The following is a 26,213-nucleotide window of genomic DNA, read 5'->3' on the forward strand; positions in this document are numbered from 1 at the left end:
CATTCCATCAAATAACTCAACACTACGAAACCGTATCTCAGGTCGTATAGCCCCGTATTACAGCCAGGTTTCAAAAAGGAACAAACGACCTAATGGCTCAGTCTTTGAAGTATCCATTGTAATTCATTGGAGATCTTCACTTGGCATCCATGCTGCCGCTCGCAGCCGTTTTATGAGGGGAGAGGGCTGCGAGTGTGGCAACTGATATTTTTAGCATCGCGTACAATGGTTGAGTTTTTTTGGCAAGGTGGTGATTGAGAATGGCTGCTTAAATTTTCCCATGACCTTCATAACCTTGTGGAACGGTTTTCATGCACTCAACGCTCATTCAAACCTCTTTTAATCACCCACCACTTCATGGGCACACACGGGTGCAATCACATTTTTGTTGGCAATATTCGCTGCCAAACCACGCAAGGCGGTGCGCAAGCCTTCTTCAATCACGGGATGGTAAAACGGCATGGCAAGCATTTGCGTCACGGTCAAACCCATTTGATGTGACCATGCGAGCAGGTGAGCGATGTGCTCGGTGCGTGGCCCGATCATTTCGGCCCCCAGAAAACGACCCGTGTTAATGTCGCCATAGACACGCAAAACCCCTTGATTGACTTGCATCACACGTGAACGACCTTGGTCACCAAAATCAACTTCGCCTGCTGCTGTCGTGTTCAAATTCAATTCACGGTACATGCACCCAGCTGTGGCGATGTTCGGTTCACTGAAAATTACAGCGAGCGGCGAGCGGCGATGACCTGACTCAATGGCTTGACCTTGGGCGAGGCGAGCGGCGTTTGCTCCTGCAATTGCGCCTTCATCGGCAGCTTCATGCAACAAAGGCACATCGGCGTTGACATCACCTGCAATGAAAAGGTGTGAGTGTTCAATCTGCAAGGTATGGCGGTCAAAGGCAGGCACTCCGCTGGGTTGTGTCGCGATGTTCAGGGCTTTGAAGTTCAAATTGTCCAAATTGATTGTTCGTCCCGTCGTTGCAAGGACATAATCGTATTCATGGCTTTGTGCTTGACCTGCATCATCGATGTAGTTCACTTGTACGCCGTGTGTTGTGCGTTCGACAGATTCAAGTTGCGCATTGGATTGAAAATCAATGCTGTGTTGCATGATGTTTAATGCCGATTCACGTACAACAGGGTCAGACAAATGACCAATGCCATTGTTGCGCCCCAACAATGTCACGCGCACCCCAAGGTAAGATAAAGCTTGACCCAACTCAAGTCCAATCACGCCCGCACCAAGAACAAGCACCGATTTGGGTAATGTTGGGCATGAAAACACATCGTCATTTATGACCACGCGGTCACCTGCTGGTTTTAGTATTTCAGGGATCACTGGCGTTGAGCCTGAAGCGATGACTATGCTTTTTGCATGAATGGTGGCTTGACCGCCAGACTCAAGGTTCACCGTTAATGTGTGGGCATCATTGAATTGAGCATAACCACGGATCTTGTGTTCAGCGGGAATGTTGTTGACGCCATCAAGCACGAAACCAACAAAACGATCTCGCTCGCTGCGCACACGCGCCATCACCCGTTCGCCATCAATCGTCGCAGGCATGGGTAAGTCAATGCCAAAAGCATGTAAACGCCCGAGTGCGTGATGTGCATCGGCAGCGGCAATCAGCAATTTGGATGGCATGCAACCCACGCGGGCACAGGTCGTGCCATAAGGGCCGCCTTCAATGATCAGGGTGCTTGCACCTTGGGCGATGGATTGACGGTAGGCGGCGAGACCCGCGGTGCCTGCGCCAATGACCGCAACGTCGGTGTGATAAATGATTGGGTTCATAAGTGTTCTATAAGGCTTATCTGCTGTGTAAACGAGCGATTCAAACAAGGTGATCAAAGTGGATCACCATTTGTTCTGGTGGCAAAAAGATAAAAGGTGAAAATGGTTTATCGGGGTATTTCGTTGCTTGGGATGCCTAGTGCTTTCGCAATGCCTTCGCCATAGGCTGGATCTGCTTTCATGCAATTGCCGATGTGGCGCAACTGTATGAATTTTGGAGCCGCACCAATGGAGCGAGCCGTGTTATCAAAGAGCACTTGTTGTTGTGACTTGGACATCAAGCGAAACAACGCGCGCGGCTGCGAATAATAATCCGTGTCTTCGCGGTGATTCCAATGTGCTGCGGCACCTCCCAAAGTGAGTGGAGGTTCACTGAAATCAGGCTGTTCTTGCCATTGACCCTCGCTGTTCGGTTCATAACCCAGTGTGCTGCCAAAATTACCATCCGTACGCATGGCACCATCTCGGTGATAACTGTGGACGGGGCAACGGGCTGAATTGACTGGAATCTGCGCATGATTCACACCCAAGCGATAGCGATGGGCATCGCCATATGAAAACAACCGCCCCTGCAACATTTTATCGGGTGAAAAGCCGATGCCTGGCACCACATTGGCTGGGCTGAATGCGGCTTGTTCCACCTCTGCAAAATAATTGTCGGGGTTGCGATTCAATTCCATGACACCCACTTCAATGAGTGGGTAATCTTTCTTCGGCCACACTTTGGTCAAGTCAAAAGGGTTGTAGGGGGTTTGAGCGGCATCCGCTTCAGGCATGATTTGCACAAATAAAGTCCATTTGGGGAAATCACCTTGTTCAATGCTTTGATACAGATCGTGCTGACTGCTTTCGCGGTCTTTGCCGATGATTGCTTCCGCTTCTTGATCGGTTAAATTTTGAATGCCTTGATGCGTGCGCAAATGAAATTTCACCCAAAAACGCTCATTCTTTGGACTGATGAAGCTGAATGTGTGGCTGCCAAAGCCGTGCATGTGGCGGTAAGACGAGGGCAAACCTCGATCACTCATGACGATGGTGACTTGATGTAAAGCCTCTGGCAATGATGTCCAAAAATCCCAATTGTTTTTTGCGCTGCGCATGTTGGTGCGTGGGTCGCGCTTGACCGCGTGATTTAAATCGGGAAATTTCAATGGGTCACGCAAAAAGAAGACGGGTGTGTTGTTGCCCACCAAATCCCAATTGCCTTCTTCAGTATAAAATTTCATCGCAAAGCCGCGAATGTCACGTTCAGCATCGGCGGCGCCACGCTCACCCGCAACGGTTGAGAAACGGGTGAACATCTCGGTTTTTTTGCCGATTTCAGAAAAAATCTTGGCACGTGTGTAAGCGGTAATATCATGTGTGACGGTGAACGTGCCGTATGCGCCTGAACCTTTTGCATGCATTCGACGCTCAGGAATCACTTCTCGATCAAAATGAGCCAGTTTTTCCAAAAACCATACGTCTTGTAACAATTGAGGTCCGCGGGGACCCGCTGTCATAACGTTTTGATTGTCAGCCACAGGGCAACCAAAGGCCGTGGTCAACTTTTTAGTCTCTTCACTCATGATATTCCTCCATTTAGATGTTTTGATAAATGGCAGCACCCAAAATACAACAATTCAAGGGATGCCCCATTCGGATTGATTGCTTTTAAAAAAGCATTTCCTTAGCCGCGTGCATTCACCCACGCTTCAATTGCAGCACCGTCACCGATCAACTCGCCATTAACAAACATTTGCGGTGATGTGGCTTTACCCGCAACTGCTGACAGCAAGCGTTGGCGCACATTGTCCGCCAAAGGCATTTCAAAGTAATTCACACCCACTTTTTTAAGTTGCTCCTTGGCTTTGGCGCAAAATGGGCAGCCGACTTTAGTGAACAATGCGACTTGTTCAGGCTTGGCCGCTTCGGGTGCAATGTGATTGAGCATGGTGTCGGCATCAGAGACGAGGAATGGATCGCCTTCAACATCGGGTTCGATGAACATTTTTTCGACCACACCGTTTTTGACCAGCATTGAGTAGCGCCAAGAGCGTTTACCAAAGCCAATTGCTGATTTGTCGACCAGCATGCCCATGCCTTCTGTGAACTCACCATTGCCATCGGCGATTGGACGCACCGCTGTCACATTTTGATCTTGCCCCCATGCTTCCATTACGAAACCATCGTTGACCGATACACATAAAATACTGTCTACACCATTGGCCTTGAAGACTGGCGCAAGCTCTTCGTAACGCGGGAGGTGGGTGGATGAGCAGGTCGGCGTGAATGCGCCAGGTAAAGAGAACACAACAACGGTTTTGTTGTCAAACAACTCTGCGCTGTTGGTTTCAACCCATTGGTTGTTTTCGTGTAATTTAAATGTGACCTGAGGGACTTTTTTGCCTTCAAAACTTTGCAAACTCATTGTGTTTCCTTTTTGATGTGTTATATAAATGCAACCTCATTTGAAGTTGATGGGAGAATCATAACAATGAACAAAAGTTTTGACCAATGATGCTTTTAAATGTTTTAAATAGTTTTTAGCTATTAATCGATTGTGTTTTAATAGTTTTTTAAATTCACTTCAAAAGATCCGCGTAATGGGCACGCAGCTTGGCCAATTTTGGTGGAATCACCGCTTGGCAATAACCTTGAAAAGGGTGTTGGGCAAAATATTCTTGATGATAATCCTCAGCCCGTGTGTAATGATGCACCGTTTCGATTTGCGTGACCACGGGCTTCCCCCAATCGGCTTCAATGTGTGGCAACATCGCGCGCGCAATGGCATCTTGCGCATCAGAGTGGGTGTAAATCACTGAACGGTATTGCGTGCCTTTATCTGCACCTTGCTGATTGAGGGTGGTGGGGTTGTGCACCGCAAAAAATACAGCAAGGATTTGTTCATAGTCAATGACACTGGGATCAAACAAAACCTGCACAACCTCAGCCAAGCCTGTCCGTCCCGTGCACACGGCTTCGTAATTGGCATTGGGGTTATCGCTGCCGGCGTAACCTGACTCAACATCGACAACGCCTTTAAGAACAACGAAAGCAGCTTCAACACACCAAAAACAGCCGCCACCGAGCGTGGCAAGTTCGAGCTGAGGGTTGGTGGCATATTGAACATGTATGGGGTGGGCGATGGACATGAGGTTCTCCTGACAAACGTGTATTGTAAAAACAGCATTTACGATGGGTATCTTACATTGGACGAAAAAGCTCGTTTGAACTTACACATGTGATAAAAATCATTAAAAAAGGCCACACATGTGGCCTTATGCACCATTTTAAGTTCCCTTAAGCATGGTTTTAAAATGCAACTCTTAAGTGCAATTCAACCGCCAAATCATTTCTGCTTCAGTATATCAGTGATTTGTAAAGCCTCATCGCGGTTGTGAAATGGCTTGAGCACCAAAAAGCCGCTGGTCAGTGATTTTTTATCATAGGACTCAAAGAAATAGTGACCGACCTGTAACGCCACAGGCATGGTTCCCGTCAACAATGCTTTCGCTTTCAATTGAATCAAGCCCTCAGCATTCAATACCACCATGACTTTGCTTTTTTCACCTTCACCATCTGGTACGGCATCAAGCACCCACGCTGGGTCAATGCAAACGGCATGTCGTGCCATACCGTTGTGACTTGGGCAATAGCCCTCTTTACTGTCCATTGTCGCGCTTTGGCATGCAGTGAGTAAAAAGGCCGTGATGGTTGTGAATAGTATTTTTCTCATGAGGCTGTTTTCCTTTGTTTGATCTGTTTTAGCCGCATTAAACCATAATTGCTAGAGGTTTGCATCAATTGGAACAATCCATATTTTACTGATCAGGAGGTGATTCAGGAAACAGGTCATAAAGTACCCAAGATGTTTTAAACTCAAATTCAGCTTTATCACATTTAAATAAAAAAACGCCAGTCAATGAATAGGCGGGCATAAGGGGGGCGCATGTGTATGAAAAGAATCACCCCAATTTATTGTCCGCAATATGATAATGCGGGTCTTCAAACGTATTGACCTCAACCATATTTTTGGCTTTGTCGAGCAACTCTAAGCAATCAGGGCTGAGGTGGCGCAAGTGCAAAATCTTTCCTGCATTCTGATAGCGTGCAGCCAAAGCCTCAATGGCTTCAACAGCCGAATGATCAGCAACACGAGAGTTACGAAACTCGGCCACGACATGCTGTGGATCATTTTTAAGGTCAAACAAATTTTGGAAGTTGGCCACAGATGCAAAAAACAAGGTACCTTCAATGTTATAGACGCGCCAGCCGTTTTCGTCAGTGCGAATGCTTGCAGTCATTTGTCGTGCATGATTCCATGCAAAGATCAATGCAGCAAAGACCACACCGAGCACCACAGCAATTGCCAAATCGGTAAACACCGTAATCACGGTCACGCCGACAACCAGTAACGCATCACTTTTTGGAATCGTACGTAAAGCTTTTAAGCTGCCCCATTCAAATGTTTTTTCTGCCACCACAAACATCACGCCGATCAAGGCCGCCAATGGAATGCGCTCAATCAATGGTGAAGCAAACAAGATAAATGAGAGCAAAAACAAAGCCGTGGTAACACCTGATAAACGACGCAAAGCACCACTGTTGACGTTGATCATGCTTTGACCGATCATTGCACAGCCACCCATACCACCAAAAAAACCAGTGACAACATTGGCAATGCCTTGCGCCATGGATTCACGATTCGGTTGACCGCGTGTGTCGGTCATTTCATCAATCAAGTTTAAGGTTAGGAGTGATTCAATCAAGCCAACCGCTGCCAAAATCAACGCATAAGGAAAAATGATATACAGCGTTTCAAGGTTCAGCGGTACATTGGGCAATGCAAATGTCGGTAAACCACCCGCAATCGAACCCAAGTCGCCAACGGTTTTGGTTTTGATACCCAATACCGCTGTCAATACCGACACCACTAGAACTCCCGCTAAGGTTGCAGGAAAAGCTTTGCTCAAGCGGGGCAACAGATAAATAATCAGCATCGTCAAGGCAATCAAACCGAGCATGGTATACAGAGCCATGCCTTGCATCCATTGCTGTAATCCATCCGCACCCAAAGTTTTAAAGTGACCAAACTGAACCACAAAGGTCACGATTGCCAAACCATTCACAAATCCCAACATCACAGGATAGGGCACCATGCGGATGAATTTACCCAATTTAGCCCATGCGAATAGTAATTGTAAAACCCCCATTAGAACCACAGTCGCAAACAGATACTGCACTCCGTGACCAACCATCAAAGACACCATAACCACAGCCAATGCACCCGCTGCACCTGAAATCATGCCAGGGCGACCGCCAAATATTGAAGTGATGAGTGACACCATAAATGCCGCATACAAACCCGTAAGCGGCGATACGTGTGCAATCAATGCGAATGCTATGGCTTCTGGCGTCATTGACAGCGCTACGGTTAAACCGCCCAACAAATTGGTTTTAAGCTCGGCTGGGGTCAGTTTTAGTTCTTTTTGTAGCGTGTTAAACATGGAAAATTTTCATAAAGTGCATCATGCAAATAAATATCCGCACTCAAATGCAGCGGCATGACGAAGAATGTTCATATGATTTCGTGAATTAAAGCGGGAGTGGGGGCAGCTCTCAATGGTTGAGAGCATGGCTGAGAGCTCAAAATGACATTTGCTTGTCATTTGCCAGCATATTTTGATGTTTGTTCAATCAGATGATTGAGCAATCGTTACAATATAAAAATAAAAAAGGCGAGTACATATTCGCCTTTTTTATTTAATCATCTCAAGCTGTCACGGTTTAAACAACGATTGTCGGCTCCTCGCCTTCAGGCAACACCTGAATGTGTCCAATCGAATAAACCGTTTCACCTTGTTCACGTAAGATGGTGGCCGTTTTGTCTGCATCTGCTGCATCCACAATCACAACCATGCCAATGCCACAGTTAAATACACGGTGCATTTCATCATTGGCGACATTGCCCGCTTGCTGCAACCATTTGAACAGCGCAGGGCGCTCCCATTTTGAACTGTCTAAAACCGCTTGCATGCCTTCGGGCAGAACGCGAGGCACGTTTTCAGTCAAACCGCCGCCTGTGATGTGCGCCATGCCTTTGATGGTGACTTGCTCAAGTGCTACCAAAATTGGTTTTACGTAAATGCGTGTGGGTGCGCTGATGGCTTTTTGCAAAGTCACGCCACCCATGTCTTGGTTCAAATCAGCTTTAGAAACTTCTAAAATTTTGCGCACCAGCGAAAAGCCATTGGAGTGCACACCATTTGACTGCAAACCCAGCACAACATCACCTGCTTTGATGTTTGCACCCGTGATGATTTTTGACTTTTCGACTGCACCGACGGCAAAGCCAGCCAAGTCGTATTCACCCTCAGGGTACATGCTTGGCATTTCAGCCGTTTCGCCACCGATTAATGCGGCATTGGACTGCTCACACCCATAAGCAATGCCTTTAATGACATCAGCCGCAGTGTCCACATCAAGCTTACCACAGGCAAAATAATCCAAAAAGAACAAAGGTTCAGCACCTTGAACCAGAATGTCATTCACACTCATGGCAACCAAATCGATGCCTACGGTGTCATGAAAGCCCCATTCAAAAGCGAGTTTGAGTTTTGTGCCGACACCATCCGTGCCAGAAACCAAAACTGGATTTTCATATTTTTTTGAGATTTCAAACAGCGCACCAAAGCCACCAATGCCGTTTAACACGCCTTCGCGCATGGTTTTTTTGGCAAATGGTTTAATGCGTTCGACCAGTGCGTCACCCGCAACCATGTCAACACCTGCGTCTTTGTACGACAATCCTGACGTATGTTCTACCATGATTCTCTGAAACTCCTATAAAATACGCCTCTTGTGCACGCCAAGTGCTCAATTAATAAAAAAGGCGGGGGGAAAAATATGAAATGGACACAGATTGTAAAAGCTGCGTTGGTTTTGGGCGTTATTGTAGCGTTTTTCTGGTTTGTTTGGACGATTAAAAGCATCCTGATCCCATTTGGATTTGCGGCTTTGCTTGCTTATTTATTAAATCCGATCGTTAAAAAGCTGTCATTGCATGGTTTGAGTCGCCCAATTGCTTCAAGCTTAATTGTTTTGGCTTTCTTGATTGTGTTTTTATTTGTGGCTTTTATTCCGTGGCCCATTTTGAGTCAACAATTGACCGTGTTGCAAACCCGTTTGCCTTTGATGCTGTCTAATTTACAAAATATGCTGACCCACTCGGCATTGATTGAACAATTTTTCCCCATGATTGCCGCTGGTGAAATTGCCCAGTGGTTCACGCACATCCGCGATGTGGTGATAGAAAATGTTAATTTTTCAAATATCAGTCAACAAGTCTTTGGCGTGCTCATGAAAGGCAGCTCGGTTATTTTAAATGTCCTCACGTGGGTGGCATTAATGCCCATCATCACGTATTATTTGTTAGCGAACTGGCCTTCGACGGTCAAAATGCTGCGTCGTCTGGTGCCCGTGGGTTGGCGTTTGGATGTGTTTCAGTTGGGTGATGAAATGGATGCGGTGTTGTCGCAATATGTACGTGGGCAATTTTTGTTGATCATCAGTTTGGCGCTGTATTATGCGATTGGCTTGAGTTTTACAGGTTTGGATGTGGCTGTTTCGGTCGGCATCTTAACGGGTTGTTTTGTGATTGTGCCTTTTGTCGGCTTTTCTCTGGGCTTGATTTTAGGGGCCTTATCGGCATTGTTACAGTTTGGTTTCTCGATGCCTTTTTTTGCCGTGCTGGCCATTTACGCTGTCGGGCAAGTGCTCGAAAGCTATGTATTGACACCCCGTTTGGTGGGGGAGCGCATCGGTTTGTCGCCAGTGGCTGTGATTTTTGCTTTGATGGTGTTTGGTGCTTTGTTTGGTTTTGTTGGTGTGGTGTTTGCTTTACCTGCCTCTGCAATTGCAGTGGTGGTCATGCGACACATGCGCGGTCGCTATTTTGATAGCCCATTTTATAAGGCGCAGTGAATATTGAATATGAATGATTTACGTGTGGTTGTTGAAGCTTGGACAAAGGTGTTGATATGATGCATCCGCAGCTGGCTTTGGCTTTGACTTTACCGAATGAAGCAAGTTTGGCCAACTACATTGTCGGCCAAAATGAAGAAGCGATGGCGCAAATTGCAGCCGTTGCTCAAGGCGAATTTGAGCATTCGGCCTTGTATGTGTGGGGTGCTGCGGGTGTTGGTAAAACACATTTGCTTAGCAGTTTGGCCTTGCTGCCACAGTCGGTATGGGTCACGCCACAGGCACTTGATGCCCAGCCTTATTATGAAATCCCCACTGTTTATCTGATTGATAATGTGCATTTATTAAATGCAGTGCAACAAAAAGCTCTGTTTCACCTCTATAATCATGTGCGCAGCTATAAGGGCAATGTGTTGGTGTTGTCGGCGAATGTTGCGCCCGCCCATTTGCCCAACGATTTCTTGCCAGACTTAAAGACCCGATTGGCGTGGGATTTGGTTTACCAACTGCGTGCATTGACCGATGAAGACAAAGCACAAGTGCTTCATCAGCGGGCTGCGGAACGGGGCTTGATTTTATCCACGGATGTTGTGCCTTACATGTTGCGTCATTTGACCCGTGATTTGTCACAGCTGAATGAATTTTTACAACACTTAGATACATACAGCTTAGAGCGTCAGCGCGCTTTGACGCTGCCACTGCTGAAAGAATGGCTTGAAAATGGACAACCTTAAACCCACTGTTGCACTTTTTGATTTGGATAAAACACTGATCCCTGGTGATTCAGATCATGGTTGGGGCGATTTTTTGGTGTCTCGTGGGTATGTCGATCAAATGTTTTATCAAGGTAAAAACGATTATTTTTATGGCCAATACACAGCAGGCACGTTGGATATTTTCGAATATTGCGAATTTGCCTTTAAAGTGTTGGCAGACAATGACATGACTACGTTGAAAGCGTGGCGCACGGAATACTTTGAATCCATAATTGCCCCAATGTTGCGCCCACAGGCGATGGCATTGGTTAAAAAGCACCGTGACGCAGGCCATATTTGTGCACTGGTGACGGCGACCAATGATTTCATCACACAGCCGATCGCAGCAGCGTTTGGCTTTGAGCATCTGATTGCCACCCGTGCAGAGATGCTGGATGGCCGTTATACTGGCAAAGTGGCGGGAACGCCCAATTTTCAAGCGGGTAAAATCACCAATGTCAACGCGTGGTTGAATGAACACGATTTGTCCTTGGCGCATGTGGCTGCCAGCCATTTTTACAGCGACTCCATTAACGATTTGCCTTTGCTTGAGCAAGCCACATTCCCTGTCGTTGTTCACCCCGATGCCAAGCTCGCTGCGATTGCGAAAGAACGGCATTGGCCAACCATTGAGTTGTTCCATAGCGAATACGCCGCTTAAATGCACACGCTGAGTACACATTTAAAACACGCGTTTTAAAGACAAGAAAAAACATGATTACAAAATTTATAAAACAACTGTTCGCACCTAAAGGCTCGGCTAAACCTGCTTCTCGGGAGTCGAAGAAAAAGCTACGTGTGACTGAAAAAATTGTCTCACACAAAGCACATGCTTACCCTGTAAAAAAACATGGCATCAATCCTAAATACATCTCTGAAGCCGCAGTAATGGTCACGCGCACATTGACTGAGGCAGGCTTTGAAGCTTACATTGTTGGCGGTGCAGTGCGTGATTTGATGCAAGGCTTACAACCCAAAGATTTTGATGTGGCCACCAACGCACGCCCTGAACAAGTGGTGAAATTATTCCGTCGTGCCCGCATCATTGGCCGTCGTTTTCGCATTGTTCATGTGCCCCATAAACGCGATTTAATCGAAGTGACGACATTCCGCTCAGCCGATACCAGTGACCAAGAGGTTGATGAACATGGTCGTGTACTGCGTGATAACGTGTACGGAACCTTGGTGGATGATGCCGTGCGCCGTGATTTGTCAGTCAATGCGCTGTACTACGATGTGAAACACCAGACGGTGTTGGACTACCACGGCGGCGTAAACGATTTGCAAGATCAAACACTGCGCATCATTGGTGATCCTGTGACACGTTTTCGTGAGGATCCTGTGCGCATGCTGCGGATTTTACGTTTTATGGCGAAACTTAATTTTACCGTTGACGCTCACACAGAAGATGCAATGGAAGAGTGTAAACCTTTATTGGGCAACATTCCCCAAGCGCGTTTGTTCGATGAAACCTTGAAATTTTTCACCACAGGCCATGCCGATGCGAGCTTAAATGCCTTGCAAGATTATGATTTTACTCAATATCTAATGCCGGTTTTACATGATGTGGTGCAAGCAGAAAAAGGCGCTGAATGGGTGCATCGCGTGCTCGAACAAACCGATGCGCGGGTCAATGAAGACAAATCCATTTCACCGGGTTTCTTGTTTGCCGCATTGATGTGGCCAAAAATTGAACAACGCTGGCAGTTTTATCAAAAACAAGGCTCTCCATCGATCGTCGCATTGGATCAAGCCATCACTGAAGTGATGAATCAAAACAGTGATCAAGTCACCATCACCAAACGTTTTGTCGCAGACATGCGCGAAATTTGGAGTTTACAACCTCGATTGGAGCGCCGTTTGCCTCGCCAAGTAAAGGGTTTGGTCGAACATCCCCGTTTTCGTGCCGCCTATGACTTTTTACTTTTACGTGCGCAGCTTGGCCATTTAAGTGAAACAGGTCTGGGTTTGGCTCAATGGTGGGACGATTTTTACTTTGCACAACCAGAAGAGCGTGCTGAAATAATCACTATTTTACGCAGCCAACCCGCCGTTATGGCCAGTGAAGGACCTAAAAAACGCCGTCGCCGCCGTAAAACCAATGTTAAAAAAACGGTGACAGAGGGCGCTTCAGAATGACGCATGCCATCGCTTACATTGGACTGGGGGCGAATTTAGGTGATGCTGCACATACTTTGAATGCCGCCATTCATGCATTGGCCAATGCACCTCAAACGACCGTGCAGCGGGTGTCGTCAATGTATGGCAGTGCACCCGTGGGTGAGGGCGCGGACGGCCCCAATTACACCAATGCGGTTGCGATGATTGACACCCATCTTTCTGCGCATCAATTACTCGATGCTTTACAACGGATTGAGTCGGATCATGGCCGTGAACGCAGCCATCGCAATGCAGCTCGCACACTCGATTTGGATATTTTGTTGTATGATGATGCGATTTTACATGATGAGCGTTTGACGGTGCCCCATCCTCGGATGATTGAGCGCGCTTTCGTGTTGTTGCCATTATCTGAAATTTCACCTCATTTGACTTGGATGAATGAAAATGAAAAAAAGATAATATTGGCTGATGTTCTGCCTCAAGTGATGGGACAAGAGATTGTTAAACTGTAAATGACATTAACAGCATGACGTAACCAATTGAAAAATATAATTTTTAATTAAAAAATGTTTGATAGGATTTTGAAAAATGACCCAAGCCAGTTACGGTAACACGGCAACAACAATGGATACAAGCAAGCCCATTAAGCCGATTTCATTGACCACTTTGCAAGAAATGAAAAAAAATGGTGAAAAAATCGCCATGCTGACTTGTTACGATGCTTCTTTTTCTGCTTTGTTGGACAGTCACCATGTCGACTGTTTATTGGTGGGCGACTCCTTGGGCAATGTCATTCAAGGCCAGCGCACCACATTGCCCGTGAGCATGAGTGACATGGTTTATCACACAAAAGCTGTTTTGCGTGGCTTGTACACACGCCCCACATCGCGTGCATGGGTGGTGGCGGATTTACCATTTGGCAGTTATGGCAGCATAGAGGATGCATTGCACAATGCGGTCAAGCTCATGCAAGCAGGCGCACATATGATTAAGCTTGAAGGTGGTGCGTGGCTGGCGGATACCGTGCGTGTGTTGGTACAAAATGGCATCCCCGTGTGTGCACACCTGGGTTTGACCCCTCAATCGGTGTATCAATTGGGTGGTTTCAAAGTTCAAGCAAAAACCGAAGAGGCCGCTGCTCAGCTGTTGAAAGAAGCCTTGATTCTGCAAGAAGCAGGGGCATCGATGTTGGTGCTTGAAGCCGTGCCCATGCATGTGGGTAAAAATGTGACTGAACATGTATCCATGGTGACAATTGGCATTGGCGCAGGTAAAGACACCGATGGTCAAGTGTTGGTGCTGTACGATATGTTGGATGTGTTTCCAGGTAAAAAAGCAAAATTTGTTAAAAATTTTATGGCGGGTCAAAGCAGTATTTCAGGTGCGATTGATGCGTATGTGGCTGAAGTGAAAAATGGTGATTTCCCCCAACCCGAGCACAGCTTTACTGGGACTTAATGCTGTCCACCAAAGTTTAACGTAAGAACATAAAAAACCTTGAAAAACAAAGGCCTGACTGATGAGACTTTTTTGCTCGATACTCTGTGCGTTGGCTTTAACAGCCTGCACACACATCCCCGTTGAAGCTCCTGTTCAGGGCACAGAAACACCACCAGCAACACCACAGGTGGCTTGCCAAGAACCACGTCCAGAAATATGCACCCGAGATTATCGCCCTGTGTGTGCCATTCGCGACACAGGCATTCGCTGTGTGACCACGCCATGTCCATCAACAGAATTAAAAACCTACAGCAATGCATGTTCGGCGTGCAGTGATGCCACAGTGATGGGCTTCACGCAAGGCACCTGTGTGACACACTGATTCTATTTGAAATTGAAAGACGCTCATGCGCATTATTCCCCACATTGATGACCTCCGTGCCCAACTCAGTGGCCAAAATCGAATTGCTTTTGTGCCCACAATGGGCAATTTACATGAAGGTCATTTATCCTTGATGCGACTTGCAGCACAACATGGTGATCCTGTGGTCGCCAGTATTTTTGTCAATCGCTTACAATTTGGCCCCAACGAGGACTTTGACAAATACCCTCGAACGTTTGAAAACGATGCGGCGAAGCTTGAATCAGAAAAAGTATATGCTCTGTTTGCGCCGACTGAAAAAGACTTGTATCCAGAGCCACAAACCTACCGCATTCAACCCCCCACCCAATTGGGTGACATTCTAGAAGGGGAGTTTCGTCCTGGATTTTTCCAAGGGGTGTGCACGGTTGTACTTAAATTGTTTTCATGCGTTCAACCCCGCGTGGCTGTTTTCGGAAAAAAAGATTACCAGCAATTGATGATCATCCGTGCCATGTGTCGTCAGTTGGCCTTGCCCGTTGAAATTATTGCTGCCGAAACAGTGCGTGATGAGGATGGTTTGGCTTTATCGTCACGCAATCAATACCTTTCAGCCGAAGACCGTGCCACCGCACCACAACTCTATGCTCAATTACAATCAGTGCGTGCGCAGATTCTTGCAGACAGGGTGCACGCTGCCACACAATTGTTGTCGATTGAGCAGGGTGCAATGAGCGCTTTGACAAACAATGGTTGGAAACCTGACTACATTGCGGTGCGCCGTCAAGATGACTTGCTGCAACCGACCGTTGATGAGGTCAAAGCAGGGGTTGCGTTGGTCATATTGGCCGCTGCACGCATTGGTACAACCCGCTTAATTGATAATTTGGAAGTTTAAAACAACAGACTGCCATGAATCCACATACAAAAAAGCCCATGCATCATGGGCTTTTTTGTATTCAATGATGAAGTCAACGGTTTACCCTACTGATGAAGGTGGGGGTGCATCAATGGTCTTGTCATCCATTACCGATGTGGTTTTATTTAAGTCATTTGGGATGATTTCAGATTTAGCCACGGCTGAGAGGGGCTCCATTGGCACAAATACCCAGAGCAGCAGATAAACGATGGCTCCAACGCTGTAAGCAAAGGCACCAACAGTAAAAATCAAGCGCCAAACCCATGAAGGCATGTCCGTTTTTGCCGCCAAACCACCACAGACACCTCCCAACCAAGAGTCAGTGCGCGAGCGCGTGATGCTGTGAATGAACTGATTGGCTGTTTCGGCGTTGATGTTACCCGCAATGGGCTTGGTTCCATGATTCAATACACGGGCTTTGAGTTGATTAAATTCATCATCAGTCAATGCACCTGCTTCACGCAGTGATTGTAGTTTCTGTAGCTCATCGGTGATGTTCATTGTGTCTCCTTTCTAGAACATAGTGAGATGTTTACTTGCATCCATGGATCATGTCACTGCAATGTTTTGATCATTTGTTGACCTGAATTGCGGTGGCTGGAAGCTTGCAATCGAGATTGGCGGCAATCTGAGGATAGTCACTGTTGTTTGGTAATTCATAAACAGTCACACATTGATTGGGGCTCAAGTTTTGATTGCTTTGAATGATAAGGTAATCATTTTTTGCCACTTCAATTTTATACTGAAACACAGTTTCAGTTGTATTGTAATCGCTTAAGCCAAAAATTTCATTCAACCCCATATTCATACCCCAACCAATGTGACCGCCTCCGCCACCGATGCCAACACCCATATTAATGGGGTTTCGATGATTGGTTTGTTTTGTGAATGTTTGTTTTTCAGCAATTTTCCCCAGACGCATGCTGGCTTGAGGGGAAATACCATTGGTGCTTGCGCAAGCGGTCAACATCAAGGCGATTGCCAGAAGAGAGGTTTTTTTCATGGTGAACTCCTTGGTTATTGGATGCGGCGAGCAATTGATGTGCGGGGTAGCCAATAAGGGTTATTTAAGCTTTCAACCCGTACAACGCCATTGCTTGAGGGTGAATGAACAAAATAACCATCACCCAAATAAATGCCCACATGTGAGTTTGGTTGACTTGAGGTGTTAAAAAAGATTAAATCACCCGCAGCCATGCGACTCACGTTTAATTCATCGCCAAATTGACTTTGTTGATCCGTTGAGCGGGGGATGTTTAAATTTAAACTTTGTTTTGCGCTCCATTGAACCAAGCCTGAGCAGTCGAACCCTTCGCTGGGTGAGGAGCCACCATAATGATAAGGTGTTCCAAGGTATTTCATGGCATATACCGCCAGCGCACGGTTGGGGCCAGCACCAACGGTTATGTTTGAAGGTGGTTTGCTGTAACCACTGCGACCGCGTTTGTCATGGGTACTGCTGCATGCCGTCAAACCAATGGCCATAACAAAAAGAAACAAACGAGACAACAGCTTATGTGGATAAGCCAAGGGCATGTTTTCTCCTGATTGTGTTCAGTGTATGTGAGGCCATTTTTTGCGCTGGTTTAAAAATGGGTGTGCTGTTGAAGGGCTGTTCGCCGCTCGGAAAGCAAAGGTTGGCATGAAAATCAAAACAGCTTAAATCAAACCACGATCAATAAACCATTTTTATTGATTAAAATCAAACACATGAGGATGAATGTGCGTTTGCTAAAAATAAAATTTACTTGATTTCCAAAGTGGCTAAAACAGGGGTGTGATCAGACGGTTGCTCATGTCGACGGGGCTCTTTATCAATCACACAACGGACACAGTCCTTGCTTAAAGCATTGGACAGTAAAATATGATCAATGCGTAAACCTGCATTTCGACGAAATCCCATTTGGCGATAATCCCACCATGAAAAACTTTGATCGGCTTGTTCAAACAGTCTAAATGAATCGGTCAAACCAAGTGCGAGAAAGGCCTGAAAAAAACCACGTTCCTGTGGGGAAACCAGATTACCACCAATCCATTTGGCTGGATCATGCACATCACAGTCCTCAGGAGCAATGTTAAAATCGCCCAACAGGGCCAGTTTATCATGTTGGAGGAGTTCGGTTTTTAAATGGCTTTCCAATGCAGTCAACCAATTCATTTTATAAATAAATTTATCTGAATCCAAATCCTGTCCATTGACCATATAGGCACAAATCACCCGAATGCCATTGATGGTGGCGCTGATGAGGCGCTGTTGCTCATCCTCAAAATGAGGCATGTTTTTTAGCACATCGGATTGGGGTGAACGGCTGATGATGGCCACACCATTATAGGTTTTTTGCCCAGTAAAACTAACGTGCAAGCCTGCATCAATAAACGCTTGCTCAGGAAAAGCATCATCGGTTAATTTTGTTTCTTGCAAACACAGCACATCCACAGTCTGATTCGCCATATAGTCCAGCACTTGTGGTAAGCGCACTTTGAGAGAGTTGACATTCCAAGTGCCTAAGGTAAAAGCAGTCATGTTCACAGTATCCATATGCCATTTGATGTGTTAAAAACAACATTATCGCTTATAAAATAAAAGTCTGGCGTCGTTTGCTTAAACATCTTGAAACTGAACTCGATGCTGCAACCATTGAGGGCGATAAACAGCCACCAGAGTAATGATCATGCCCGTCATAAAAGCCTCTCCCCATCCAAGTAAAACCGAACCAATCCAAAAAATCCCATTACCCACATCCAACAATATGATGCCAAAATAATTTAAAACCAATAAATTAAACGCCACCGTAGAAGCCATCACCAGTGCGGTGACAAAAAAGCCATGTATAAATATAAAAACAAATACGCGTTTAGGCAGTTGCCTTGCTAATATTAAATGTAAAACATACGACAACAACAACGGAAACAATACAGATAACGCATATTGTGCACCCCATATTTCAAACGAAATATGCCTTGTCACATTTGTAAAAATAAGCACAACGGCCAATGCCAAACCTGTTAACGGAATATCCAATAACAAATAGGCCAAACTGACACCGATGAAATGCAGGTACAAATTATCCAATAATTGAGCGCGCATCAGCCAAATGATCGACAAAGAAAATGTTGTTGATAACCATATATTGTGCGGGTTACTGCTGTTTTTATGGTTAGAGAAAAATTTTTGTTTGAACAACAAAAAAATAAAGACAAACATAACCATTAAAACGACTGTATTGATGAACCACCACGTATAGGAGCTAAAAAAATTAAGTGGTTGAGCGAGGATAAACATGGGGTTTCCAAAAATAAAGCGGTTCAAGATCCGTCATCGGATGGCAGCATCTATTTCTAAGAGATTGTAGCTGATACCTCAAAAACCAGTCTGCAAGTCATTATCCATGGCAAATGAATTAAGCTACATAAAGATGAGAACAATGATTAATAATTTAACATAATATAAATTACATAAACGAGAAAAATAAAATTTTACTTGTTAAACATATTTTATATTTCTATTTAGTCATTATATTATTATTTCGTATAATTTATATTATGTTAAATACAGTAATGGTTGTTCTCACCTTTATGCATCTTTGATGCATAAAGGTATGTCATGTGCTCATTGGATGATAACCATAGCATCCCCATCACTGTGTGACTCAGATGCATGAGGATTGCTTATAAAAACATGCCACCAGACGCTTCGATGCGCTGCGCATTCACCCAACGATTGTCCTCAGATAGCAGCGATGCAATCACGCCACCGATGTCATCAGGTAAACCAACGCGGCCGAGTGCGGTTTGGCTGGCAACGAATTGGTTCATTTGTTCATTGTCACGCACCGAGCCACCGCCAAAATCTGTTTCAATCGCACCAGGTGCTACAACATTGACTGCAATACCGCGTGCGCCGAGTTCCTTGGCCATGTACTTTGTCAGCACTTCAATGCCGCCTTTCATGCTTGAATACGCCGCAAAACCTGGCAAAGCAAAGCGGGTCAAACCAGTGGAGACATTCACAATGCGACCACCATCGGTCATGATGGGCAAAAGACGCTGGCTGACAAAAAAAGTGCTCTTGAGGTGAATGTTAACCATTTGGTCGAACTGCTCCTCTGTCGTCTCCATAAATGAAGCGTGTATGCCCGTGCCTGCATTATTGACCAAATAGTCAAACGTGTCGCGTTGCCAGACATTTTTGAGCTCGGCTTGCACTGTTTGTACAAAGTTTGGAAATGTTTTACTGTCAGCCACATCGAGTTGCAAAGTCACTGCTTTACGCCCTAATGCGTTAATTTCTGCCGCCACCTCTTGCGCATCTGCAAATTTACTGTGGTAGGTTAAAATCACATCGACGCCTTTGCGCGCGAGATGCAGTGCGGTATTTCGACCGAGGCCGCGACTGCCGCCTGTGATGAGTGCGATTTTTTGAGTCATGGTTTTACCCTTTTAATGGTTTGAAATGCCAATTGGCTTGTTCATTTTAAATGATTTTGCCGAACAAAGTGATTATGCTCAAATATTATAAAAGTGTGGTTTACCTTTCCGTCATTTTTAAAGAACTTTCTGGTAAACACGCCCTTGCAGATTAATTTCAATTTTATAAATCACACCGCTTTGCATTTTGAAATAAAGTTGTGATCAATAAAAAAGCCCCATATTAATGGGGCATGAAACTGTTTCTTTATCGATTAAGCTCTGTTGGGCTTATAACCAAACCGTCCACATCAAAATATAGCCAATCATTTGGACACACTCGAATTCCTTGAACATCAATGGCGATGTCTCGTTGCCCTGCACCTTTGCGCATGGATCGCAATGGGTGCAAACCAAGCGCACATACAGCAATATTCAGTTCTTCGATTTCACTGGCATCACGTACACAACCATTCACAATGACACCTGCCCAATTGTTTTTGACTGCAGCGGCGGCAATGTTTCCGCCAACTAAAGCACAGCGCATGCTGGCGCCACCATCAACAACCAGTACTTTACCTGTGCCGTTTTCATTTTCAAGGATCTGTTTAATGACGGTATTGTCTTCAAATGCTTTAACAGTCACCACTTGTCCATAAAAAGATTCGATTTGACCATACTGTTTAAAAATCGCGGGTAAAACACTTATCCTGCCAGAATGGATTTCAGCTTCAAACTGATCGCATAAATCTGCGGTGATTACAGTCATGGTGTTCCCTTTATCAAGTGTAGATGTAACTTTAGAATAAACATGCATGGCTAAACGCCAATAGAAAAATCGCCCAAAACAACACACTGTTTGGGCGATTTTACTTTAACAACAAAACACAATCATTTGATTTTAAATGATTACATGTTGTTGATCATCTCTTGACCAAACTGTGAGCATGACACTTGAGTTGCCCCATCCATTAGGCGGGCAAAATCATAAGTCACTTTTTTCGCATCGATTGATTTGCTCATCGATGCCAAAATCAAATCAGCCGCTTCGAACCAGCCCATGTGACGCAACATCATTTCAGCAGACAAAATTTCTGAGCCTGGGTTCACATAATCTTTACCCGCGTATTTAGGTGCTGTGCCATGTGTGGCCTCAAAAATAGCAATGGAATCAGACAAGTTTGCGCCTGGAGCGATGCCGATACCACCCACTTGAGCGGCCAATGCATCAGAAATGTAATCACCGTTCAGATTCAATGTTGCAATCACGCTGTATTCTGCAGGACGCAACAAAATTTGTTGCAAGAACGCGTCTGCAATCGAGTCTTTAATGATCACATCACCATGAGGTGCTTTGATGACCATCCATGGGCCACCGTCAAGCAATTCTGCACCAAATTCACGTTGTGCCAATTCGTAACCGACTTTGGCGAACAAACCTTCGGTGTACTTCATGATGTTGCCTTTGTGCACCAAAGTCATGCTGTCACGTTTGTTGTCGATCGTGTATTGGATGGCTTTGCGAACCAAACGTTCTGTACCTTCGATTGACACAGGTTTGATGCCAATGCCTGAAGTTTCAGGGAAACGGATTTTTGTAACACCCATTTCTTCAGTCAGGAATTTAATGACTTTTTGTGCTTTTTCAGATTTTGCTTCCCACTCAACACCTGCATAAATGTCTTCTGAGTTTTCACGGAAAATAACCATATCGATTTTTTCAGGGTGTTTCACTGGTGAAGGCACACCTGCGAAATATTGAACAGGACGCAAGCACACGTACAAATCGAGTTCTTGACGCAAAGCCACGTTCAAAGAACGAATGCCACCACCGATTGGCGTGGTCAATGGCCCTTTAATTGACACAACGTATTCACGTAAAATTTCCATTGTTTCAGCAGGCAGCCACACATCTGGGCCATACAATTTGGTTGATTTTTCGCCCGCAAACACTTCCATCCAATGGATTTTGCGCTCACCGCCGTAAGCCTTGGCCACCGCTGCATCCACCACTTTCAACATCACGGGCGTGATGTCGAAGCCAGTACCATCGCCTTCGATGTAAGGAACAATCGGTTCGTTCGGTACGTTGAGACTGTAATCAGCGTTGACCGTGATTTTTTGTCCCGCTTCAGGAATTTTAACGTGTTGGTACATGGTGGCTCCAATAAAAATAAGATGCTTTTTGTTTAAAAATGATCGTGTTAGCGCGAAAAAACCATTGCAAATCACACCAACATAAAGCATGGTCTTGTATAAGACCAAAACCCCGACATTATGCCTCATTTTTCAAATGGTGCAATAACTTTTCACGGCGTTTTTGTCTTTATTTGGTGCAATCTCTTTATCTTGTCACATCAGGGTTACAATTCGTTTACAAATGCGATTCCTGCGCTCTGGCGTGAAATTCGATGTGTTGTTTCATGAATGTGGCAATAAAATAGTAGCTGTGGTCGTAATTCGCTTGGTAATTGATGATGCAGGATTGCTTGGCACGGTCACAAGTGGCCTCAAATTCAGCCGTTCTTAATTGAGCAGGATAAAATTCATCATCCAAACCTTGGTCAATCAAAATCGAATGTGGATGTGTATGTCCCGAATCCAGTAACGCACAAGAATCATAGTTCCGCCATGACACTGGATCATTACTCAAATAACCAGAGAGTGCTTTTTGTCCCCATGCGCTTTGGCTGGGCTGGGTGATGGGTGAAAAAGCTGAAATGGATGCAAACAGCTCAGGGTGTTTCAACCCAATCGTTAATGCGCCGTGTCCACCCATTGAATGTCCAGAAATGGACACAGGCACGTTTATTTTAAAATAAGTTCGCAATAAACCGACGACATCATTCACAATATAACTGTACATGTTGTAATGGTCTCGATAGCCTTCGGTGGTGGCATCAACATAAAATCCAGCCCCACTGCCAAAGTCATAGGCATCATGTTCATGAGGCAAGTTCAAGCCTCTCGGCGAAGTGTCAGGACAAATCATCATCATGTGGTGTTTAGCCAAATGTTGTTGCGCACCCGCTTTAGACATCGCATTTTCTTCTGTGCAGGTCAAACCCGACAACCAAATCAAAGCACCTTGCACGCATTCAATGCCGCATTCTGGGATGAATGTTGAGAAACGCATTTCGGTTTGTGTGCTGGCGGAAGCATGAGACCAAAAGGCCACCGTACCGCCATAGCAGGTGTGAGATTTTAAAAGCTGGATGGACATACGATCCTTTGATGTGACGTGCAATAAAAAACAGATGACAACTGCTGTCGAAATGGCAATTGTCATCGGAGCCTGCTTGATGAGTTAAACGTTATGATCAAAGCGGATCACGGTTCGTATGCTTTTGCCTTCATGCAAATAATCGAATGCGGTGTTGATGTCTTCTAAAGGCATTTCAAAACTAACAAAATCATCCAAATTGATTTTACCGCTCATGTACATGTCAACATAGCCTGGCAATTCACTGCGTCCTTTCACACCACCAAACGCAGAACCTCGCCAAACTCGACCTGTCACCAATTGAAAGGGTCGTGTGCTGATTTCTGCACCCGCTGCAGCCACACCAATGATGATGGACTCCCCCCAGCCTTTGTGGCAACATTCGAGCGCGGTGCGCATGAGTTTGGTGTTGCCAATGCATTCAAACGAAAAGTCCACACCGCCATCGGTCAAAGCAATGATGGCTTGCTCGGTACTCTGTCCTTCGGGTAATTCATTTGGGTTGATGCAGTGCGTTGCACCAAGACGACGCGCAAGGTCAAATTTTGTAGGATTGATGTCAACAGCAATGATCATACCTGCCTCAACCATTTTTGCCCCTTGAATCACGGACAAACCAATGCCACCCAAACCAAATACTGCGACATTTGCACCTTTTTGCACTTTTGCTGTGTTCAATACCGCTCCGATGCCCGTGGTCACACCACAGCCCAATAAGCATACTTTTTCCATCGGCGCGTTTTTATCAATTTTGGCCAAAGCAATTTCAGGAACCACAGTGTATTCCGCAAAGGTCGATGTGCCCATGTAGTGATAGATCGGTTGGCCATCTTTGCTGAAGCGCGATGTGCCATCAGGCATCAGCCCTTTGCCTTGGGTTTCACGGATGCGTTGGCATAAATTTGTCTTGCCACTCAAGCAAAACTTGCAAGTGCCGCATTCAGGTGTGTACAACGGGATCACATGATCTCCTACTGCCAAACTGGTCACACCCTCACCCAAAGCTTCAACCACACCTGCTCCTTCATGCCCTAAAATCACTGGGAAAACGCCTTCCGAGTCAGCACCCGACAATGTGTATGCATCGGTGTGACACACCCCCGAAGCAACAATGCGCACCAATACTTCACCAGCTTGTGGTGGTGCGAGGTCAACCTCTTCGATGGACAATGGTTGATTGGCAGCCCATGCAACGGCAGCTTTGACTTTCATAAATACGTCCTTTTAATTGATTTCATTTTGAATGGATTCCAATATCGACATTCTGGAGTCAATGTTAACATCATTGGAAACCTCATTTTTTTGTTTCACCAAACTCACATAAAATTCACAACCTGCAGTGGGGTATTGTTTTTCGGTTTTTAGATTGGATAATTTTAACAAAAATAAATCCAAGAGGATCAACTCAAAAGACTTGGGCGTAAATCGCCAACAATGCACATCAATATAATCCACCGCCTTAATCGAGCGATGCCAGCTGTGTTCTGCATTGGCAAACGTGTGCATGAGAGACAGTTTTTCCATGCTTTTTTCGTTCCATGTGATGTCTTCACCCCGTTGACATGAGTTGGCCACGTAATCAAAAACCTGACCATGTGAGGGCTTTCTGCGTTTTTCGTGCCAAGCATCCAAAAGGTTGCCGGTCGAGGTCAATGTTCCCAAATGATCAAAGCAATAACGTTTGTCGGGCACAACGAGTGACAGCACCCCACCTGGTTTTAGGATTTTTTCACACTCTTGAAAGAAAGAAATTAAATTGGGCAAATGCTCAACGACATGGCTGGCGATGATCCAATCGTAAGCATTGAGTGAACCCACCAATTCAGAGAGTGGCTGGCCTTCAGAAACGAAATCAACCTCTTCGATGTTGTCAAGGTTGATCGGGTGGTTGATGTATTTTGCGCGTAGATCAGCGGCACTGGCGTGATCCACAATTTTCACATTAAAGCCCTCCTTTTTTGGTGCCAAAGGATTATGACTGGGACCAATCTCTAAACCCAGACCCGATTTATCAATTAAGCAAAATACTTTTTCCTTCCTCGATAACGCCCTTTTCAGTAGACGCCCTTCCTTATGGCCATACAGTTTGTAGTGCTCATAAGCCGACGAAAATTGCCCCAATGCAATGGCCTCTTTAACATCCGCATTTGCATCCAGGTAATCAAACTCGCTAAACCCACCCTCTTCAATCATATGCCCCCCCTATAAACACACAACATAGGTGGTATGCACAATCATGCATACCACCTTTATGGCGTTTGGTTTAAGTGCTTTTTAGTCTGTCCTGCCAAATAAGTCCAAACAATCTGCGCCGCGGCATTGCTGGTCAGCTCGGCATGATCGTAGGCAGGAGCAACTTCCACACAATCCATACCGACCCATGGCAAATCAGCGGTTTGCTCCAAAATAGTAAATGTTTGATTGGTGCTCATGCCCGCCGGCTCGGGTGTCCCCGTACCTGGTGCAAATGCGGGATCAAGGTGATCGATGTCAATCGTTAAGTACAAGGGCAAGCCTTTGGCCGTTAATTTTTCACGCACTGTTTTTAATACAGGCTCAAGTTCACCCAATGTTTCTAAACCACGCATGTCACGGGCAGTAAAAATCGTGCCGCCTTGATCCTTAACGTATTCACGTGCTTCTCGCACACCTGCGGAACGAATACCAATTTGGACAAAGGATTCTGCATCGACCAAACCTTCTTGAATCGCTTCATACACCCATGTGCCATGTCCCGATGGTTCACCAAAATGATCCTCCCACGTGTCGCAATGCGCATCAAAATGCAGCACAGCCAAAGGTCGCCCCGTCCATGTGCGATAAGCACGCAACAAGCCCAGTGTGATCGAGTGGTCACCTCCCAGCCAGCACATGTGGTATTGGGCCAATAATTCAGGTATTTGTTCAGCCAATGATGCACGCATGCCTTCAATCGTTGTGTTTGGCATCATCAAATCACCTACATCGGTTAAGCACTCAAAAGGCGATACATCAAAGTATGGGTGTGTGCCATCACATAGCATTTGACTGGCGCGACGAATCGCTTCAGGGCCAAAACGTGCCCCTGGCCGATTGGTCACGGCCCCATCGTATGGCACACCTGCAATGCCGAAAACGGTGTCATTTTGATTGTGAGGTACAGCTAAAAAACGATTTTGGCTCATGAATGCAAATGCCATGTGGGTCTCCTTTATTAATCGATGATTTCACACTAATGAA

The 26,213-nt window shown here is 45.6% G+C and carries 27 protein-coding genes; 8 read left to right on the plus strand and 19 right to left on the minus strand.

Annotation, left to right across the window (positions count from 1 at the left end; all coding sequences use genetic code 11):
- Positions 1-339: 339 nt before the first annotated feature.
- The 7 genes from DTO96_RS07760 to purM form a co-directional block, all read right to left on the minus strand.
- Positions 340-1,803, minus strand: coding sequence for a dihydrolipoyl dehydrogenase (locus DTO96_RS07760; protein ID WP_114562972.1), 1,464 nt, complete (start codon positions 1,801-1,803; stop codon positions 340-342).
- Positions 1,804-1,910: 107 nt separating this feature from the next.
- Entirely contained in the window at positions 1,911-3,371 is a 1,461-nt protein-coding gene (locus DTO96_RS07765) for a catalase (RefSeq protein WP_114562973.1), read from the minus strand.
- Between the two features lie 101 nt (positions 3,372-3,472).
- The gene (locus DTO96_RS07770) at positions 3,473-4,213 is read right to left on the minus strand and encodes a glutathione peroxidase (RefSeq protein ID WP_114562974.1); all 741 of its coding nucleotides are present in this window, start codon (positions 4,211-4,213) and stop codon (positions 3,473-3,475) included.
- Between the two features lie 154 nt (positions 4,214-4,367).
- Positions 4,368-4,937, minus strand: coding sequence for a peptide-methionine (S)-S-oxide reductase MsrA (msrA, locus tag DTO96_RS07775; RefSeq protein WP_114562975.1), 570 nt, complete (start codon positions 4,935-4,937; stop codon positions 4,368-4,370).
- A gap of 197 nt (positions 4,938-5,134) precedes the next feature.
- Positions 5,135-5,521: a lipoprotein gene (locus DTO96_RS07780; protein ID WP_157964375.1), complete on the minus strand. Its 387-nt coding sequence runs from the start codon at positions 5,519-5,521 to the stop codon at positions 5,135-5,137.
- A gap of 229 nt (positions 5,522-5,750) precedes the next feature.
- Entirely contained in the window at positions 5,751-7,292 is a 1,542-nt protein-coding gene (locus DTO96_RS07785; protein ID WP_114562977.1) for a SulP family inorganic anion transporter, read from the minus strand.
- A 280-nt stretch (positions 7,293-7,572) separates the two neighbouring features.
- The gene (gene purM, locus DTO96_RS07790) at positions 7,573-8,613 is read right to left on the minus strand and encodes a phosphoribosylformylglycinamidine cyclo-ligase (RefSeq protein WP_114562978.1); all 1,041 of its coding nucleotides are present in this window, start codon (positions 8,611-8,613) and stop codon (positions 7,573-7,575) included.
- Between the two features lie 78 nt (positions 8,614-8,691).
- Here purM and DTO96_RS07795 point away from each other — a divergent pair, with 78 nt between their 5' ends.
- From DTO96_RS07795 to panC, 8 genes are all read left to right on the plus strand, one after another.
- On the plus strand, positions 8,692-9,768 hold the full coding sequence (locus tag DTO96_RS07795) for an AI-2E family transporter (protein ID WP_114562979.1): 1,077 nt from the start codon (positions 8,692-8,694) through the stop codon (positions 9,766-9,768).
- A 56-nt stretch (positions 9,769-9,824) separates the two neighbouring features.
- Positions 9,825-10,502 carry a DnaA regulatory inactivator Hda gene (gene hda / locus DTO96_RS07800; protein ID WP_114562980.1) on the plus strand — a complete coding sequence of 226 codons (678 nt, stop codon included), beginning with the start codon at positions 9,825-9,827 and terminating at the stop codon, positions 10,500-10,502.
- Positions 10,489-11,184 (plus strand): histidinol-phosphatase, encoded by a 696-nt coding sequence (locus DTO96_RS07805; RefSeq protein ID WP_114562981.1) that lies wholly within the window; start codon positions 10,489-10,491, stop codon positions 11,182-11,184. The genes hda and DTO96_RS07805 overlap by 14 nt, the downstream gene beginning before the upstream one ends.
- Positions 11,185-11,237: 53 nt before the next feature.
- Complete coding sequence (pcnB, locus tag DTO96_RS07810) at positions 11,238-12,662, plus strand: polynucleotide adenylyltransferase PcnB (RefSeq protein ID WP_114562982.1); 1,425 nt, start codon at positions 11,238-11,240, stop codon at positions 12,660-12,662.
- A complete protein-coding gene (gene folK, locus DTO96_RS07815; RefSeq protein ID WP_114562983.1) occupies positions 12,659-13,156 on the plus strand; it encodes a 2-amino-4-hydroxy-6-hydroxymethyldihydropteridine diphosphokinase in 498 nt (165 codons plus the stop codon). Before pcnB ends, folK begins: the two co-directional genes overlap by 4 nt.
- A 112-nt stretch (positions 13,157-13,268) precedes the next feature.
- A complete protein-coding gene (gene panB / locus DTO96_RS07820) occupies positions 13,269-14,102 on the plus strand; it encodes a 3-methyl-2-oxobutanoate hydroxymethyltransferase (RefSeq protein WP_114563974.1) in 834 nt (277 codons plus the stop codon).
- A gap of 61 nt (positions 14,103-14,163) precedes the next feature.
- The gene (locus tag DTO96_RS07825) at positions 14,164-14,466 is read left to right on the plus strand and encodes a hypothetical protein (protein WP_114562984.1); all 303 of its coding nucleotides are present in this window, start codon (positions 14,164-14,166) and stop codon (positions 14,464-14,466) included.
- Between the two features lie 25 nt (positions 14,467-14,491).
- Positions 14,492-15,343, plus strand: a complete 852-nt coding sequence (gene panC, locus DTO96_RS07830; protein WP_114562985.1) for a pantoate--beta-alanine ligase — start codon at positions 14,492-14,494, stop codon at positions 15,341-15,343.
- Positions 15,344-15,424: 81 nt separating this feature from the next.
- Here panC and DTO96_RS07835 read toward each other — a convergent pair whose 3' ends face one another.
- The 12 genes from DTO96_RS07835 to speB form a co-directional block, all read right to left on the minus strand.
- Positions 15,425-15,865 (minus strand): PspC domain-containing protein, encoded by a 441-nt coding sequence (locus DTO96_RS07835; RefSeq protein WP_114562986.1) that lies wholly within the window; start codon positions 15,863-15,865, stop codon positions 15,425-15,427.
- Positions 15,866-15,935: 70 nt separating this feature from the next.
- The gene (locus DTO96_RS07840) at positions 15,936-16,367 is read right to left on the minus strand and encodes a hypothetical protein (protein ID WP_114562987.1); all 432 of its coding nucleotides are present in this window, start codon (positions 16,365-16,367) and stop codon (positions 15,936-15,938) included.
- 14 nt (positions 16,368-16,381) lie between these two features.
- On the minus strand, positions 16,382-16,900 hold the full coding sequence (locus DTO96_RS07845; protein ID WP_114562988.1) for a C40 family peptidase: 519 nt from the start codon (positions 16,898-16,900) through the stop codon (positions 16,382-16,384).
- Between the two features lie 208 nt (positions 16,901-17,108).
- Positions 17,109-17,888 carry an exodeoxyribonuclease III gene (gene xth / locus DTO96_RS07850; protein ID WP_114562989.1) on the minus strand — a complete coding sequence of 260 codons (780 nt, stop codon included), beginning with the start codon at positions 17,886-17,888 and terminating at the stop codon, positions 17,109-17,111.
- A 78-nt stretch (positions 17,889-17,966) separates the two neighbouring features.
- Positions 17,967-18,647: an energy-coupling factor ABC transporter permease gene (locus DTO96_RS07855; protein WP_114562990.1), complete on the minus strand. Its 681-nt coding sequence runs from the start codon at positions 18,645-18,647 to the stop codon at positions 17,967-17,969.
- Between the two features lie 386 nt (positions 18,648-19,033).
- A complete protein-coding gene (locus DTO96_RS07860; protein ID WP_114562991.1) occupies positions 19,034-19,792 on the minus strand; it encodes an SDR family NAD(P)-dependent oxidoreductase in 759 nt (252 codons plus the stop codon).
- Between the two features lie 247 nt (positions 19,793-20,039).
- Positions 20,040-20,588 carry a ribonuclease E activity regulator RraA gene (gene rraA / locus DTO96_RS07865; protein ID WP_225972454.1) on the minus strand — a complete coding sequence of 183 codons (549 nt, stop codon included), beginning with the start codon at positions 20,586-20,588 and terminating at the stop codon, positions 20,040-20,042.
- A gap of 92 nt (positions 20,589-20,680) precedes the next feature.
- Positions 20,681-21,928, minus strand: a complete 1,248-nt coding sequence (icd, locus tag DTO96_RS07870) for an NADP-dependent isocitrate dehydrogenase (protein WP_114563975.1) — start codon at positions 21,926-21,928, stop codon at positions 20,681-20,683.
- 217 nt (positions 21,929-22,145) lie between these two features.
- Positions 22,146-22,994, minus strand: coding sequence for an S-formylglutathione hydrolase (gene fghA / locus DTO96_RS07875; protein ID WP_114563976.1), 849 nt, complete (start codon positions 22,992-22,994; stop codon positions 22,146-22,148).
- An 84-nt stretch (positions 22,995-23,078) separates the two neighbouring features.
- Entirely contained in the window at positions 23,079-24,206 is a 1,128-nt protein-coding gene (locus DTO96_RS07880; RefSeq protein ID WP_114562993.1) for an S-(hydroxymethyl)glutathione dehydrogenase/class III alcohol dehydrogenase, read from the minus strand.
- Between the two features lie 12 nt (positions 24,207-24,218).
- Complete coding sequence (locus tag DTO96_RS07885) at positions 24,219-25,187, minus strand: methyltransferase domain-containing protein (RefSeq protein WP_114562994.1); 969 nt, start codon at positions 25,185-25,187, stop codon at positions 24,219-24,221.
- Between the two features lie 56 nt (positions 25,188-25,243).
- Positions 25,244-26,173, minus strand: a complete 930-nt coding sequence (gene speB, locus DTO96_RS07890; protein ID WP_114562995.1) for an agmatinase — start codon at positions 26,171-26,173, stop codon at positions 25,244-25,246.
- Positions 26,174-26,213: the final 40 nt, after the last annotated feature.

The sequence above is a fragment of the Ephemeroptericola cinctiostellae genome, from assembly GCF_003339525.1.
Classification (GTDB): domain Bacteria; phylum Pseudomonadota; class Gammaproteobacteria; order Burkholderiales; family Burkholderiaceae; genus Hydromonas; species Hydromonas cinctiostellae.

Bases quoted from the DNA above. Each gene is read 5' to 3' on its own strand.
- DTO96_RS07805 (WP_114562981.1), top strand. From the start codon at position 10,489: ATGGACAACCTTAAACCCACTGTTGCACTTTTTGATTTGGATAAAACA.
- speB (WP_114562995.1), bottom strand. From the start codon at position 26,173: ATGGCATTTGCATTCATGAGCCAAAATCGTTTTTTAGCTGTACCTCAC.
- pcnB (WP_114562982.1), top strand. From the start codon at position 11,238: ATGATTACAAAATTTATAAAACAACTGTTCGCACCTAAAGGCTCGGCT.
- DTO96_RS07835 (WP_114562986.1), bottom strand. From the start codon at position 15,865: ATGAACATCACCGATGAGCTACAGAAACTACAATCACTGCGTGAAGCA.
- DTO96_RS07845 (WP_114562988.1), bottom strand. From the start codon at position 16,900: ATGCCCTTGGCTTATCCACATAAGCTGTTGTCTCGTTTGTTTCTTTTT.
- DTO96_RS07885 (WP_114562994.1), bottom strand. From the start codon at position 25,187: ATGATTGAAGAGGGTGGGTTTAGCGAGTTTGATTACCTGGATGCAAAT.
- DTO96_RS07795 (WP_114562979.1), top strand. From the start codon at position 8,692: ATGAAATGGACACAGATTGTAAAAGCTGCGTTGGTTTTGGGCGTTATT.
- panB (WP_114563974.1), top strand. From the start codon at position 13,269: ATGGATACAAGCAAGCCCATTAAGCCGATTTCATTGACCACTTTGCAA.
- DTO96_RS07880 (WP_114562993.1), bottom strand. From the start codon at position 24,206: ATGAAAGTCAAAGCTGCCGTTGCATGGGCTGCCAATCAACCATTGTCC.
- purM (WP_114562978.1), bottom strand. From the start codon at position 8,613: ATGGTAGAACATACGTCAGGATTGTCGTACAAAGACGCAGGTGTTGAC.
- fghA (WP_114563976.1), bottom strand. From the start codon at position 22,994: ATGTCCATCCAGCTTTTAAAATCTCACACCTGCTATGGCGGTACGGTG.
- DTO96_RS07785 (WP_114562977.1), bottom strand. From the start codon at position 7,292: ATGTTTAACACGCTACAAAAAGAACTAAAACTGACCCCAGCCGAGCTT.
- rraA (WP_225972454.1), bottom strand. From the start codon at position 20,588: ATGCATGTTTATTCTAAAGTTACATCTACACTTGATAAAGGGAACACC.
- panC (WP_114562985.1), top strand. From the start codon at position 14,492: ATGCGCATTATTCCCCACATTGATGACCTCCGTGCCCAACTCAGTGGC.
- DTO96_RS07765 (WP_114562973.1), bottom strand. From the start codon at position 3,371: ATGAGTGAAGAGACTAAAAAGTTGACCACGGCCTTTGGTTGCCCTGTG.
- DTO96_RS07770 (WP_114562974.1), bottom strand. From the start codon at position 4,213: ATGAGTTTGCAAAGTTTTGAAGGCAAAAAAGTCCCTCAGGTCACATTT.
- DTO96_RS07840 (WP_114562987.1), bottom strand. From the start codon at position 16,367: ATGAAAAAAACCTCTCTTCTGGCAATCGCCTTGATGTTGACCGCTTGC.
- icd (WP_114563975.1), bottom strand. From the start codon at position 21,928: ATGTACCAACACGTTAAAATTCCTGAAGCGGGACAAAAAATCACGGTC.
- folK (WP_114562983.1), top strand. From the start codon at position 12,659: ATGACGCATGCCATCGCTTACATTGGACTGGGGGCGAATTTAGGTGAT.
- DTO96_RS07860 (WP_114562991.1), bottom strand. From the start codon at position 19,792: ATGACTCAAAAAATCGCACTCATCACAGGCGGCAGTCGCGGCCTCGGT.
- DTO96_RS07780 (WP_157964375.1), bottom strand. From the start codon at position 5,521: ATGAGAAAAATACTATTCACAACCATCACGGCCTTTTTACTCACTGCA.
- DTO96_RS07825 (WP_114562984.1), top strand. From the start codon at position 14,164: ATGAGACTTTTTTGCTCGATACTCTGTGCGTTGGCTTTAACAGCCTGC.
- msrA (WP_114562975.1), bottom strand. From the start codon at position 4,937: ATGTCCATCGCCCACCCCATACATGTTCAATATGCCACCAACCCTCAG.
- xth (WP_114562989.1), bottom strand. From the start codon at position 17,888: ATGACTGCTTTTACCTTAGGCACTTGGAATGTCAACTCTCTCAAAGTG.
- DTO96_RS07855 (WP_114562990.1), bottom strand. From the start codon at position 18,647: ATGTTTATCCTCGCTCAACCACTTAATTTTTTTAGCTCCTATACGTGG.
- DTO96_RS07760 (WP_114562972.1), bottom strand. From the start codon at position 1,803: ATGAACCCAATCATTTATCACACCGACGTTGCGGTCATTGGCGCAGGC.
- hda (WP_114562980.1), top strand. From the start codon at position 9,825: ATGATGCATCCGCAGCTGGCTTTGGCTTTGACTTTACCGAATGAAGCA.